This is a genomic window from Micromonospora sp. WMMA1363 (assembly GCF_030345795.1).
GTDB lineage: Bacteria > Actinomycetota > Actinomycetes > Mycobacteriales > Micromonosporaceae > Micromonospora.
Genome location: NZ_JAUALB010000001.1, coordinates 3,790,511 through 3,802,730, shown reverse-complemented (window position 1 = coordinate 3,802,730; position 12,220 = coordinate 3,790,511). Strand labels below are relative to the sequence as shown.

Below are 12,220 nucleotides of genomic sequence, written 5' to 3'. Positions count from 1 at the left end.
AACGAGAAACGCTGAACCGCGGCGCGCGGACCGACTACGACGCCGGCCGCGCGGCGGCATCCCGTGCTGCCTTGCGCTGCTCCGCCCCCACCGAAACCGCCGCCACCCTCACCGCACTCGCCCACGTGCTCACCATCCAGCGCGTCAGCCGGTCCTACCCCGACCGGCCCCCGTCCACCTGGCACCGCATCTACATCGACGCCGTACCCCGTGATCGTGAGGAGGCTCGCCAGTGAAGCCCCATGACTTGAAGCTTCGCCGCGACGATCCGTCCGGCCACCCCGGGCCGCTGCATCGACCGGCAGACGTCGCCAAAATTCTCCGCTGTTCCGAATGGTGGGTGAAGGAGCAAGCGCGACAGAGCCGCATTCCCTTCAGTTGGATCGGCGGAAGCTACCGCTTCACGAACGAACACATCACGGAGATAGTTCGCCTGTTCGAGAGGCGGCCGGCTAGCGCCACCCCGCCCCGCCGCGAGACTTCTGCATCGCGCCCTGGCCGATCAGAAAGAGCGGAGCCGGCACTTCAACTCAAAGCGCGCCGGCCCCGGCGGGCGCGCAACGCGGACGGGCAAACGTCAATCGCGGCCTAGCCCACGTCTGGTGCCGCCCGGCACTTCGCCGGGCGGCACCGCTGTATACGGAAGGAAATCGATTTGGGGTACGCCGAAAAGCGTGGAGACTACTGGCGCGGCCGGTACAAAATCGAGCGCGGAAAGTATGGCACCATCAGTGATGACGATGGTGAAACCATCCGCTTCCGCACCAAGCGGGAGGCTGAGCGCGCGGCCAATGATGAAGAAGCGAAGGTGCGCGCCGGCCGACGCCGCGACCCGGCCGAGAGCCGGACGACCTTCGGGCAGTACGTGAGCCGGTGGTACGCGGCTCAAGACCTGGCCGCATCCACCTTGCAGAACTACAAGCGCCACATTGAGGAGCACCTACTACCCGCGTTCGAGCACGCCGTCATTGCCGATATCACGGCTACCGACGTTGGGACCTGGGAAAAGGAGGAAAGAGCGCTCGGCTATGCCGAGTCGAGTATCAAGACCTGGCGCGCAACCCTCCATCTCATTCTTGCCGACGCGGTAGACGAAGGGTTGCGCGACGCTAACCCGGCCACGCGCCGTCGTGGCAGAGGTAAACGAGCGGGCCGCTCTCGCAATCGCGGTCCCGAGAAAGCAGTTACCAACTCGCTTGGCATTCTGCTGCTTGCCGAGCGGGCGGCACTCCTGTCGGGCCGCGATGATGAATTCGCCGCGGTTGTTCTCAAGGGCTATACGGGAATGCGGTGGGGTGAGCTTGTAGGGCTAGAAACCCAATACGTCCGTTCGAGCGGGCTAAGGGTGGAATGGCAGCAATACGAACTCGACACGGGAGAGTTTCACCGCTGCCCGCCCAAGGACGATTCCCACCGCACGCTTGACTTGCCCGCGTGGCTTTTCGGCTTGGTGTCCGAGCACATCGCCCGCACGCAACCGAAGCCCTGCCCGTGCCATGGGCTCAAGTACGTCTTTCGCGGCTATCGGTCCGCCAACGGTGCGCCGCAGCGGCCAGGGCCAAAGCTCGCGGATGTGGCTCGCCGTGCTGGCGTGTCGATCGGCACCGCCTCTACTGTCCTGAACCACCCGGAGAAGGTGCCGGAGACAACGCGAGCCAAGGTCGAGATTGCGGCCGAGGAATTGGGCTATATGCGGGGCGGCGGCTCATCGGGAGAGTTGGCCGCGCACTGGCGGCGCAACAGCTTCACGACATGGTTGTTCCGCCCGGCGGCTACCGGGTGGTATGCGAAGAAGGCCCCGCAGGATGCTCGCCCGGTGCCAGTGCTCGCGGACCCCTGGCCCGGCGTGCCGGTACGCGGCCGGAACGCCACCGGTCGCGCTGACTCATGTTGGCTGCCGATCGCACCCCGCCTGACGCCACATGGCCTCAGGCACACCCACAAGACGGTCATGGTCGAGCTGGGTACCCCTCCGAAGCTCATGGACGAGCGGATGGGGCATGAGGATGGGTCGGTGCAGGCTCGCTACTCGCACGTCACGCCGGAGATGCGTCAGCGGCTTGTGACGGCGCTCACCGGCCAGTGGGATGCGTCGCTTGCAGCCCGCCGGGAGATGGCCCCGGGCTCGCCCGTGGCAGCGCTTGACCGGCTGTTGAAGGCGCGGGTGTAGATCGGCCGGGAGGCAGGTTTTTCCCATGATCGTCTCCCGAGTTTCTCCCCACGGGCACTCTGGGAGACGACTCAGGGCCAGCTTCCCGCAAAGAAAACCGGCCCTGAGCTGCACTTACTCTGGTCGGGGTGGCCGGATTTGAACCGACGACCTCTTCGTCCCGAATGAGGATCTTGGGGTCCTTCGGACCTGGGGCGCCTTCTATACCTGCCGGTCAGGGGCTTGGAACGCGTCGGAAGTCGTTAGCGCGCGGGGGCTTTCTGGGGTGGGTTGTCTCCAAGACTGTCTCCAGTGGCCCAGGCAGGCAACCGAGCGGGGCACCTCCCGCAGACTCCGCCGTTAGCCATCCGAGCCCTACGTCCGGTGGTACATACCGCCCGCCTGCTTGATCCGGCTAGCTTCCGTCTCCAGTAACCTCGCAGCCTGTTCAAGTGCCGTGTTCCATGGATTGTCGACCGGTGGAGGTGGGTTATTCCGGAGTTGCATAATCATGGTTGCGGCTTCGATGAGTGCCGCAGCGGTTCCGTGTGAGTCGTATCGATTCGTCACGTCTACCTCCCCGATTTCGGCTGGACGCTGCATGAGCGTACCGGAGCCACGAATTCGACCAGGAGTCGAAAGGTCAGGGGCCGTCACCTCCGCCACCTTCACGAAACCGTGGCGTTCGTAGTACCTCTGCAACTCCGGATTGTGCCTGTGAATATCAACGCGCAACCATTTTCGGCCCCACTTGCCGACTTCGCGGCCAGCCCAATCAAGGATCTGGGAGCCGATTTTCCTGCCGGCGACAGAGCGATGAACCGCCATACGAAAGACGTAGCCCCCGGCGTCAGGTCCATCGGGCCACCCGTGGGCGAACTGAGGATCAGCGCCAGCCGTTAGGGTGAAAGTCGCCAACACCGTGCCATCCTGGTCCTTGACGAGATACGTGAGGCCCTGCCTGATGTAGGCGCGGATGCGGTCAGTACGCCACGTCGCATCGCGGCTGAACGAAGTCGGCCACTGGTCGATACCCTGTCCCTGTAGCCATCCCGCCGCATCGTCAAGAACGGCTAAGACATCGGGTAGGTCGTGATCCTGGGCTTGCGTGATTTGCAGGTCAGATATCACGAGGGCTCACCTCGTACTCTAGGGTCCAGCGGTCGCCGGGCAGAACGGTGACGGTTACCCTGACTGCCGTTCCGTGTTCGTCGTAGGGCGCACGGACGTGTTCCGCGACAGGCACCCCGGGGGGTATCCGCAGAATGTCCCGCTCATCGGGCGTCGGCATTCTGAGCCGAATTCGGTCCATGATTCTTACCGGCTCATGTCCTGCCTCCGAAAGGAGCGCCGCTGGACCTGGTTGCAGATCGGCGGGATTGGCGAGGCTTGGTACCTTTTCGACCGCCCACTTAGGGAAGTGGGCAACGGAAATAGCGTATGCTTGATCATCGACAAGCCGTAGGCGACGACGAACGGCAACCTGTTGATTCGGTTTAACGCCGAGCAGGTCGGCGACCTCGCTGGACGGCTTGTCCATGTAGACGCTGAGCGCAATCGCGGGCCGCCGCCCCGCCTCCATCACGTCTGTCATCCAGATGTCGGCTGTTGCGCCACGTCGCCGGCTTGCGAGCTCGGAACGGGTCGCGTGGTAGGTCAACGGCTGAACATCGCGTACCCGGTACCCCTGTTGGCGGCCGAGGGATTCGATCAAGCCCTCATTGACCAGCAGTTGAAGTGCCTTCCGTGCTACGTCCCGGCTCACACCCGTCTCTGCACTGAGTTGGTTTTCGGACGGTAAGCGGTCTCCTGGGCGCAGCTCTCCGGAGGAGAGCCGAGCGCGAAGACTCAGCGCCACCTGCTCATATCGCGGCTTCGTGTCCACCTGTCCACTGTCCTTGATCAGGGCTGCAAGTGCAACAGGGTGCCCCTTGGGGCACAAGAGGCACCTTGGGGCTTGACTGTCCGGTTAGCTTGTGGCACCTTGGGCCTCAAGCAACTCAAGGACCTCAGGGCCGGCGAGTTGCCAGCCGGCCGGATGGCTCGGGGAACGGCGGCACGCGTTGCCGTACGCCCGTGAGACGCCGGGTTCGGTTGATCTTTGACAACTCCACAGAGGCAGTGTTGACCGGCTGCGCAGTAACGAACGGTCAGGCATCCGACCCGGGATCGCTGGGAAGCGACATGCGGAAGGTGCCAGCAGTAAGCGGCCCATAGCGGTCGATGTACATCGTGGCGCCTGTCTGGCGTTGCTGGCCCCTGGTCGGTGTTGCATCACCGACCAGGGGCAACCCCGGCCCCCTATCGGGGGTCGGCCGGCGGGTGCGGTGGTGATTCACCGCCGCCCTTGGTGGTCACACCAGTTCCTAGACATGACCCGACTCCACGGTACGCCCGTTGGGTCGGGTCCGACCTGCGAAAGAGGACACCGACATGGCCTCTACTGCCGCTTCCGTCCGTCTCACGATCTCCGGTAGCGCCTGTTGGCGGGAGTGCCACAGCTGCGGCGAGATCGCTCCGCTGGCGCCGGACCAGCCGCTGTGTCGGCAATGCCGGCCGTCTACCTGTGTTCCCCGTCGCCGGAGCGCGGCGGGCAAGCGTCGGAGGAACCGCAAGTGAGCGTTGACCTGCATTATCTGGATGGCCTTGAGGGGCCGAGCATGGCTGAGCTGGCCGAGATTGAGGCGGAGGTGCCGCTGATTGAGGCCGAGGTGGAGTGGCTTGACGCGCAGATTACCGTCCTGGCCGTCGGTCTTAACGAGGTGACTCGGCAGATGGTGCGCCGAGCGCGGCGGGAGCGGTTGCGGGCTGCCTGCACGGTGCTGGCCGCTCGTGCTGTCAGGCCCCGCTGTCATGCCACTAGCCCGGATCGCGTGGCCTGATGTCTCGTATCCGCGCGGCCTTCCACGATCCGGATGGAGACCGGTACGGCATTCCGACCTGGTGGTGGCGGGGTGCGCCGCCGGGTTACGCGACTCGCCGTCAACTGCGCGCCACTGGTCTTCGGCCTGGTGGGCAGCCGGTCGCCGCTCAGATTCTGTGGCGCGGCGTCGGCGGTACTCGCGTCGCGCATTTGTATCGGCTGGACCTGGCCCGGCCGAAGCGCACCGCTACGCCCGCTCAACGCGTGGCAATCGGCAAGGCGTTGACGGCCCGTCGGACCTGCCCAACCTGCGGCACGGTCCGGCCCTACTGCATCCCGCGCTCGCTAGGCGAGTGCGTCGACTGTGCCTACCCCATGGAGGACGCAGCATGACCCCTCGTACCTTCACCCATTCGTCCGTGCTGGCTGGCATCGCCGCTGGTGAGGCGTGGGCGGACCCGATCATGGACCCCATCGAAATCGACTGGGCCGACAGGCAGCGCCGAGCAACGATTCCCTTTGTGGTCGTTGACGGTCGCCCGGTCGCGCCGGCCCCGCCGACCGGCGTCCGGTACGGCCGTAACCGCCTCGGACACTGGGGTGAGGCTCAGGCCTCCGACGCGATCGTCACCGCCACAGATCTCGACGAGGTGCGCTGTCTGCTGCTGATCGAGCGCGGCGACGGGTTCGGGTGGGCGTTGCCCGGTGGACACGTCGACCCGGGCGAAGATCCGACTGACGCCGCGTTTCGTGAGCTTGCCGAGGAAACCGGGCTGAGGCTTGACCGGCGGCAGGTTCCCTACGAAACGCTGCCGGCCCGGTACGTGTCCGATCCCCGCGCGAGCGATGAAGCGTGGATGGTCACCACCCCCGTGCGGATCGACCTTGGTTCCGGCTGGCTCCACCTACCCGACGTGACTGGCCAGGACGACGCCCGCCGCGCCGCCTGGCTCCCCGCCGACACCTACGACTGCCTACTGACCCACCTCGACGTGCTACACGGCGGCCAGGTATTCGCAGCCCACCGCGACCTGATCGCGGACGCCCTCACTCACTGATCGGAGGTTCCCCTGATGACTGCCCCCACGCTCGACAGTCGCTCCTATACCCACCAGGGCGGACTGTTGGTGCCTACCTCGATCATCGAGGGTAATCAACCCGGTGAGTCCATGCCGGATGCGGTAGAGCCTTCCCCGCCCGTGTCGGCTTCGACGGGAGAGGATGCCACTGATCGGGTGTCACCACTCCCGGTGCAGCCGGGTCGAGCCGAGCGTCGCCGCCGGCAGCGTGTCGAGGGTGAGCGTGCGGCGCGGCACGCGCGGTTGGCGGGGGACACGGCTCGGGTGCAGCGGTGGCAAGCGCGGGCGGCTGAGGCCCGCCAGTTACGGCGGCTGTTGACCGATCCGGACGTGCGGGCTGTTCGGTTGATGCGTCAGCGTGCCCGGTGGACCGCGATGGCCTGGTTGGCGTTGCTGTTCAGCATGGGCTTCACGATGGTCAACGTTCAGCGGTTCGCGGCGATCGGCTCCGAGAAGTGGTCGCCGATGTGGGTGGTGGCGTGGCTCGTTGACCCGGCGTTTAGCGTGCTGCTGGTTGGTGTGCTGATTGCCCGGGGTTCCCTGGCCGCTGTCGGCCACCAGATGCACGACACGGCGCTGGTGCGTATCGAGCGGGTGCTGCTGGCCGCGATCGCGGGCATGAACATGATGCCGACGATCAGCCACCGCTACGACAGCCTGACCGAGCACCTGTTCCAGGTGGCGCTGCACATGGCGATTCCGGCGTTGGCGTTCGGCGCGGCGGTGGCCCTGCCCCTGATTCAGGCCCACTTCGCCCGGGCGATCGAGGCCCTGTCGGATGCCCGTCCGGATGCCATCAACCTGCCCAAACTCGCCGCCGACCCGAGCGCGGCGGTGGAGCTTTCCGCCAACGACCGGACGCTTCTGACCGACGTCCGGAACGCCATCACGACCGGGGTCTTGGAGCCGGACCCGACCGGTCACGCGATCCACCGGCGAGTGATGTCCGGCCGAGGCGACAAGGCCCGCGCCTACCGCGTCGCCGGCTTCGTCAACGGCTGGCGACCCGAACTCGCCACCGCCTAACCCCCTTTGTTCGCCTTCGCTTCTGAAGGAGCGCCCTGCCATGGCTCGCGCCGACACCCCCACGATCCGCTACTTCGTTACCTTCACCGCCGACCACGGCCAGCGCTGCGGCAACGCGGAAGTCCGGCTTACACACCCGATCCGCAGCGGAGCCGACATCAAGGTCGTCACGCAGATCTTGACCCGTTCCGGCTGCCGCAATCCGGTTGTTCTCGGCTGGCAGCGCTTCGAGCAGTAGCCCCACCCGGCGGCACAGCCCTCATGGCCTCAGAAACCTGTGCTGTGCCGCCGGCCCCTTCACGGACAGGAGTCCGATCCGATGGCTAAAAGTATCCGCCCCCCTGCCTGCACCTGCAAGAACACCGGCCGCTGCGGCTACTGCCCCAGCGTCGCCGTAACCGCCACCCGCGAGGCCCGACTTCCCGCCGGTAGCCGTGGTCAGTCCGCCGCTGACCGGCTTGCTCGCCGGACCCGCCGCTAAGCCCTGACCGCCTCCGTCCCCACCGGACCATCGCCGGTCCGGTGGGGCGCGGTGGCTGTCAGACCGTCTGGCGGCCGGAGAGGAACCCCGTGAATCTGACCTGCCCCACGTGTCCGGAGTTACCGCGACCTGCGGCGCCTGCGGCAATCACGTCAGCCGGTGAACACCGGCCCCGCTCAACAGGCACGACCCGCCCGGCGGCACAGCCCATGGCCTGGAAAACCGTGCTGTGCCGCCGGTTCCGACACCCAAACCTCGTGTGAGGAGGGCATCTGTGATGGTGCCAGCATTCGAGCCGGCGCCGGTCAACGGCCTGGCTGATCCGGGCTGGTTCTTCGCTCGATCCGAGCAGACACGCGACGAGTTGACGCGTGTGGATAGCAAGGCCGCGGTGTTGATGGCGATCGCGGGTGCGGTGGCCACGCTCGGTGGGGCCGGTTTGACCCGCGCCGCCCTACCGGTGGCGGTGATGGCGGTCGGGATGGTCACGGTTTGTCTGGCTGGTGCGGCTACCGCCTTGTTGGCGGTGGCGGTCCGTCCGTGTTTGGGCGGTGGGCATGGGTTGGTGCACTACGCCGTGTCTACCCCGTATCAGCTGCTGGCTGAGGCCATCGACCCGACGCGTACTAGCGCCGAGCAGGAGGCTCGCTACCTGGTGTGGCTTTCTCGCGTCGCGTTGCGCAAGTACAGGCGCGTCCGCCTCGCGGTGGATCTGCTGCTGACCGCGCTGGTCGGCACCGCCGCTACCACCCTTCTCGCCGCCCTAACCCGTGGAGGGTGAGATGCACACGAGCAAGCAGTCGTCGTTGTTGGATCAGGCGACCGCGAATGCCCGACGCCGACGCCGCCGCGCGGTGCGGCGGTGGTTGGAGCGGCACCCGACGGCCCGGGGGGCTGCTCGGGGCGGCCGGTGGGCGTGGCGACGTCGGGGGCAGGTGGCCGCTGCCGCCCGGTGGACTGGGCGCCGGTTCCGGCCGGTTGAGGCCACCGTGATCAGGTGCGGCTACTGCGGCCAGTCGGTGCCGATGGCCGAGGCCGAGCAGCACATCGAGCGCCACAACCGGGCCGGCGCCCGTGAGACGGCGCGACCCCGCCGGCCGACGGCAACGCCACGCAAGCCGGCGCCTCGCCCGCGCCCGACACCCGATTCGACGCCGACCCGATCGGCGTCTACCACTACTGGAAGGACTTTCCCTGTGGGTACTCAGGAGACGACCGCGTTGTCTCGTGCCGCTCGTGTGGTCGGGGAGATGGACCCGGCCACAGCGTGGGACCTCGACGCGCAGCTTGCCGGTATGGCTACCGCTGTGTTGGCGTTGGCCGAGAACGTCGGACAGTGGGTGGAACGGCTGGACGCTATGAGGCTTGATCCTCGGGTGACCGGGCCGACCGCCGACGCGATCGCTCAGCTGGCGGAGGCGTCAGGCACCTTCTCCCGCTCCCGCCTCGCCTTCCGGCGCTTGTACGCGGCGCAGTTCGAGGCTGCGGAAACCGCCGTCCGGCAGGTTCGCCGCCAGGACTTCTGGGACCAGAAGGCCGCCTAACACCTCATCTCTTCCCGCCGTTGGAGCGGTCGCCCTATGACCAGGCGACCGCTCCAACCCTTTCCCTGCATCCCTGTTTTTGTTGTGAGAGGACATCTGTTGTGAGGCGTCGTAAATCGCATGATCTGTACCTCGGTGTTGGGCCGAGGGCCTACCGGCATCCGGTGCTTTACGCGGTCGGCGGGGCGGTGTATCGGTGGCGGTGGCAACTGACCCCGTTGTTCGTCGCTGTGCCGCTGCCCCTGGCTGGGTGGGGACTCGCGGTGATGTGGGCGCACGCGCCGATCGGCTGGTTCGCCGGCGTGTACGCGGTGGCTGCGGCCTGCCTGCTGGCGTGGCTAGCAGTCGGTATGACCCGCCTGTACGACCGCGTGTACGCGGGCGTGGCTGCTGTGGTGGTGCTGGCCTGGCTGGGTGCCGTCGCGGTGCGTCCCGGTACCGGCTGGCTGTACGGGGTGTGGGCGATCGGGTGGCCGCTGGTTGGGCTCGGCTGGTGGTGCGGGCCGGCACTACGGTCGGCAGCCGCCCTGGACCGGATGCGCGCCCGCTGGACCTCGGTCGCCGAGTTGGCCGGTATCGCCGGGGCGAAGCTCACCGGGGTGAAGACCACCACGGTTGGTCGGGTGTTGTCGGTGGTGCTGCCCGGTAACCACACCGCCCGCGACGTGAATCGCGACCGGATCGAGTCCGGCTACCAGTACCGGCGCGGCTCGGTCACGGTCGTGCCGGACAAGACCAACGCCCGCCGGGTGAGCCTGCACGTCGTGGACCGGGACCCGTGGGAGTCCGGCCGCACCATCGCCCACCCCGCCGTCGCCAACCTGCCCACCGACCGGGACGACCCGACCCCCACCCTTGACCTGAGCGACCCGGAGGCCGCCTGATGACGTCGACGACATCCCGCCCGCTGGACCGGCTGACCCTGTGGACCCCGGGTGAGCGGCGAATCACCGATGGTCTGCCGTTTGGTGAACGCGCCGACCGGCTACCGATGCTGCTTGACCTGTGGACCCCCGCTCACGGTGCCCGTCACGCCCTGATGGGCGGCGCGTCCGGATCGGGGAAGACCAACACCCTTAACGTGATCACCTGTGGTCTGGCCGCGTGCGGAGACACCGTGATCTGGGCGATCGAGGTCGCCAAAGCCGGACAAGGACAGGCAGCGTGGCTGCCCTGCTTCGACTGGCTCGCCACCAGGCTCGATGAGGCCGTGGCCATGCTCGACGCAGCGGTCGCCATCATCGACGCCCGATCCCGCGTCCTCGCAACGCAGGCGGCCCGAGGGCGGGGTGACGACAAGGTGGTACCGACACCCGACCACCCCCTGCTGACGATCATCATCGATGAGGCTGCCGCGCTGTTCGGTATCCGAACGGGCAACCCGGACCGGGTTGACCTGGCGGCGCAGGCCACCGAACGAGCGCGGCAGATCTCCCAAACCGGCCGCTCCGCCGGAGTGCAACTTCTGGTCACCACGCAGCGGCCAACAGTGGCCGCATTGGGTGACGACGGCGATTTCCGCTCCCAGCTACACCCGAACCTGTGTCTACGAATGAACCGCCGCGCCGACGTCGGCTTCGTCCTTCAAGGCGTCGACCTCGACACCGTGGACACGACCCTGTTCAACGTCCCCGGCCTGCTCTACGTCCAAGACGGCCCCGACGTCGACCCGCTACCCGTACGCTCCTACGCCCTGTACCAACCGCCGATCGTCAACCGCCTCGCCCACACGTTCGCCACCGCCCGGCCGACACTCGATCCGGTCGCCCGCGCCGCTGCCGGAGAGGCCTACGCCGCTCGCCGCGTCGACCCCTTCCAGGCACCCACCACGCGCCCGACAGCGCCTCGCCGGGCCGACAACGACACGCCCAGCCCGCGCCGGGGCCGCACGGCGGCCGGTGACGCCCTCGACGCGGCGCGTACCGCCGCTCACACCGACCTCCCCGACCTACCAACCCTTCCCCTGGCCCACCTTCCCGCCGACGACACCAGCACAGCGGTTGACGGCGACGACGCACCCATGACCGAAGCCATCACCGCCGTCCTCGCCGGGGCCGGACCGGCCGGCATGACCGCCACCGAGATCACCGGCGGCGTCAAAAAGCTACGGGGCAGCGCCCACCGAGGCAGCGTCCACCGCATCCTGCGGGCCATGGTCGACGCCGGTACCGCCCGACGGACACCGGTCGGTAAGGGCTACCGCTACCACCCCACCACCACCCCCGAAAGTCACGCCGCGTAACTGTCGCATGGTGTCGCGCACTGTCGCGCAGGACCCCCTTTTCGCCGCTCCTACGCGCGCCCGCGCGCCCGCACGCGCGCGCCCGCGCGCATTGGCCGCCCCCTCGCGCGCCCCCACGCGACACGCGACACACACCCACGCATCTACACGTTCCGTAACGGAGGTTCGTCATGCGCCCACTCGACGCGACCCCGCTACCTTGCCGTCCAAGATCGGAGTGTCATGGCCGATCTTGAAGTGTGGCTGATCGGTACGCGGCCGGAACTGGACGCGGCAGCGCGCGCGCTCGCCGCCATCGGCCATGTCCTACAACCAGGACAACGAGTCGCCCTCACCGGAGCTGACACAGGACGCTTCCGCACCTACGCCCGCATCCACGTACCCACCACGACACCACCACAACCACAGCACGAGCCGGCCCCTGGCGCACTGATCGACCTCGACGCCGCCCGCCAACACCGACGCACCGCCTAACCCCGAAACGACGCGCTTCGCGCACTCACTTACTGGATGGCCAGCGCCCGCCGGGCGCTGGCCATCCTCACGCCTGCTCCGGGAAGGAAGTCCCTTCGATGCGAGTAATGATCACCGGTTCTCGAACATGGACAGACCAGAGCGCTATCAACCAAGCCCTCTCCGCACTACACCGACACGAACCCATCACGGTCCTACACGGAGCATGCCCACGCGGAGCAGACGCCATCGCTCACACCTGGTGCACCCGCCACCACGTGCCGGTCGAGACCTACCCGGCCGACTGGACCACCGGCCACGCCGCCGGACCCCACCGAAACGCTGCCATGGTCGCCACCCACCCAGACCTATGCCTAGCGTTC

Annotated in this window: 14 protein-coding genes and 1 pseudogene; 13 read left to right on the top strand and 2 right to left on the bottom strand. The window is 67.4% G+C overall.

The genetic code is table 11. The annotated features are described in order from the left end of the window. Nucleotides 1-71 precede the first annotated feature (71 nt). Nucleotides 72-236: a hypothetical protein gene (locus QTQ03_RS17665; protein ID WP_289279024.1), complete on the top strand. Its 165-nt coding sequence runs from the start codon at nucleotides 72-74 to the stop codon at nucleotides 234-236. Nucleotides 237-655: 419 nt separating this feature from the next. Continuing rightward, entirely contained in the window at nucleotides 656-2,170 is a 1,515-nt protein-coding gene (locus QTQ03_RS17660) for a LacI family DNA-binding transcriptional regulator (protein ID WP_289279023.1), read from the top strand. A 354-nt stretch (nucleotides 2,171-2,524) separates the two neighbouring features. Here QTQ03_RS17660 and QTQ03_RS17655 read toward each other — a convergent pair whose 3' ends face one another. Then, nucleotides 2,525-3,280 carry a GNAT family N-acetyltransferase gene (locus QTQ03_RS17655; RefSeq protein ID WP_289279022.1) on the bottom strand — a complete coding sequence of 252 codons (756 nt, stop codon included), beginning with the start codon at nucleotides 3,278-3,280 and terminating at the stop codon, nucleotides 2,525-2,527. After that, a complete protein-coding gene (locus QTQ03_RS17650) occupies nucleotides 3,270-4,034 on the bottom strand; it encodes a GntR family transcriptional regulator (protein WP_289279021.1) in 765 nt (254 codons plus the stop codon). Before QTQ03_RS17650 ends, QTQ03_RS17655 begins: the two co-directional genes overlap by 11 nt. Before the next feature lie 730 nt (nucleotides 4,035-4,764). On the opposite strand from QTQ03_RS17650, the gene QTQ03_RS17645 reads away from it, so the two are divergent. From QTQ03_RS17645 to QTQ03_RS17595, 11 genes and pseudogenes are all read left to right on the top strand, one after another. Then, entirely contained in the window at nucleotides 4,765-5,031 is a 267-nt protein-coding gene (locus tag QTQ03_RS17645) for a DUF6284 family protein (protein ID WP_289279020.1), read from the top strand. Next, on the top strand, nucleotides 5,031-5,405 hold the full coding sequence (locus QTQ03_RS17640) for an RRQRL motif-containing zinc-binding protein (protein ID WP_289279019.1): 375 nt from the start codon (nucleotides 5,031-5,033) through the stop codon (nucleotides 5,403-5,405). The genes QTQ03_RS17645 and QTQ03_RS17640 overlap by 1 nt, the downstream gene beginning before the upstream one ends. After that, the gene (locus tag QTQ03_RS17635; RefSeq protein WP_289279018.1) at nucleotides 5,402-6,070 is read left to right on the top strand and encodes an NUDIX domain-containing protein; all 669 of its coding nucleotides are present in this window, start codon (nucleotides 5,402-5,404) and stop codon (nucleotides 6,068-6,070) included. The genes QTQ03_RS17640 and QTQ03_RS17635 overlap by 4 nt, the downstream gene beginning before the upstream one ends. Before the next feature lie 177 nt (nucleotides 6,071-6,247). Continuing rightward, nucleotides 6,248-7,117 (top strand): hypothetical protein, encoded by an 870-nt coding sequence (locus QTQ03_RS17630; RefSeq protein WP_289279017.1) that lies wholly within the window; start codon nucleotides 6,248-6,250, stop codon nucleotides 7,115-7,117. 40 nt (nucleotides 7,118-7,157) lie between these two features. Beyond that, nucleotides 7,158-7,355 (top strand): hypothetical protein, encoded by a 198-nt coding sequence (locus tag QTQ03_RS17625; RefSeq protein ID WP_289279016.1) that lies wholly within the window; start codon nucleotides 7,158-7,160, stop codon nucleotides 7,353-7,355. A gap of 520 nt (nucleotides 7,356-7,875) precedes the next feature. Beyond that, a complete protein-coding gene (locus QTQ03_RS17620) occupies nucleotides 7,876-8,379 on the top strand; it encodes a Pycsar system effector family protein (protein ID WP_289279015.1) in 504 nt (167 codons plus the stop codon). A 415-nt stretch (nucleotides 8,380-8,794) separates the two neighbouring features. Then, nucleotides 8,795-9,142: a hypothetical protein gene (locus QTQ03_RS17615; RefSeq protein WP_289279014.1), complete on the top strand. Its 348-nt coding sequence runs from the start codon at nucleotides 8,795-8,797 to the stop codon at nucleotides 9,140-9,142. 164 nt (nucleotides 9,143-9,306) lie between these two features. Next, complete coding sequence (locus QTQ03_RS17610; RefSeq protein ID WP_289279013.1) at nucleotides 9,307-10,026, top strand: hypothetical protein; 720 nt, start codon at nucleotides 9,307-9,309, stop codon at nucleotides 10,024-10,026. Continuing rightward, complete coding sequence (locus QTQ03_RS17605; RefSeq protein ID WP_289279012.1) at nucleotides 10,026-11,384, top strand: FtsK/SpoIIIE domain-containing protein; 1,359 nt, start codon at nucleotides 10,026-10,028, stop codon at nucleotides 11,382-11,384. The genes QTQ03_RS17610 and QTQ03_RS17605 overlap by 1 nt, the downstream gene beginning before the upstream one ends. A gap of 222 nt (nucleotides 11,385-11,606) precedes the next feature. Beyond that, nucleotides 11,607-11,858 (top strand): hypothetical protein, encoded by a 252-nt coding sequence (locus tag QTQ03_RS17600; RefSeq protein WP_289279011.1) that lies wholly within the window; start codon nucleotides 11,607-11,609, stop codon nucleotides 11,856-11,858. A 98-nt stretch (nucleotides 11,859-11,956) separates the two neighbouring features. After that, nucleotides 11,957-12,139: pseudogene (locus QTQ03_RS17595) on the top strand (DUF2493 domain-containing protein); the annotation flags it as partial. Between the last annotated feature and the right edge of the window lie 81 nt (nucleotides 12,140-12,220).

Excerpts from the sequence above, each read along its gene's own strand:
- QTQ03_RS17635 (WP_289279018.1), top strand. The coding sequence starts at position 5,402 with ATGACCCCTCGTACCTTCACCCATTCGTCCGTGCTGGCTGGCATCGCC.
- QTQ03_RS17640 (WP_289279019.1), top strand. The coding sequence starts at position 5,031 with ATGTCTCGTATCCGCGCGGCCTTCCACGATCCGGATGGAGACCGGTAC.
- QTQ03_RS17620 (WP_289279015.1), top strand. The coding sequence starts at position 7,876 with ATGGTGCCAGCATTCGAGCCGGCGCCGGTCAACGGCCTGGCTGATCCG.
- QTQ03_RS17600 (WP_289279011.1), top strand. The coding sequence starts at position 11,607 with ATGGCCGATCTTGAAGTGTGGCTGATCGGTACGCGGCCGGAACTGGAC.
- QTQ03_RS17605 (WP_289279012.1), top strand. The coding sequence starts at position 10,026 with ATGACGTCGACGACATCCCGCCCGCTGGACCGGCTGACCCTGTGGACC.
- QTQ03_RS17625 (WP_289279016.1), top strand. The coding sequence starts at position 7,158 with ATGGCTCGCGCCGACACCCCCACGATCCGCTACTTCGTTACCTTCACC.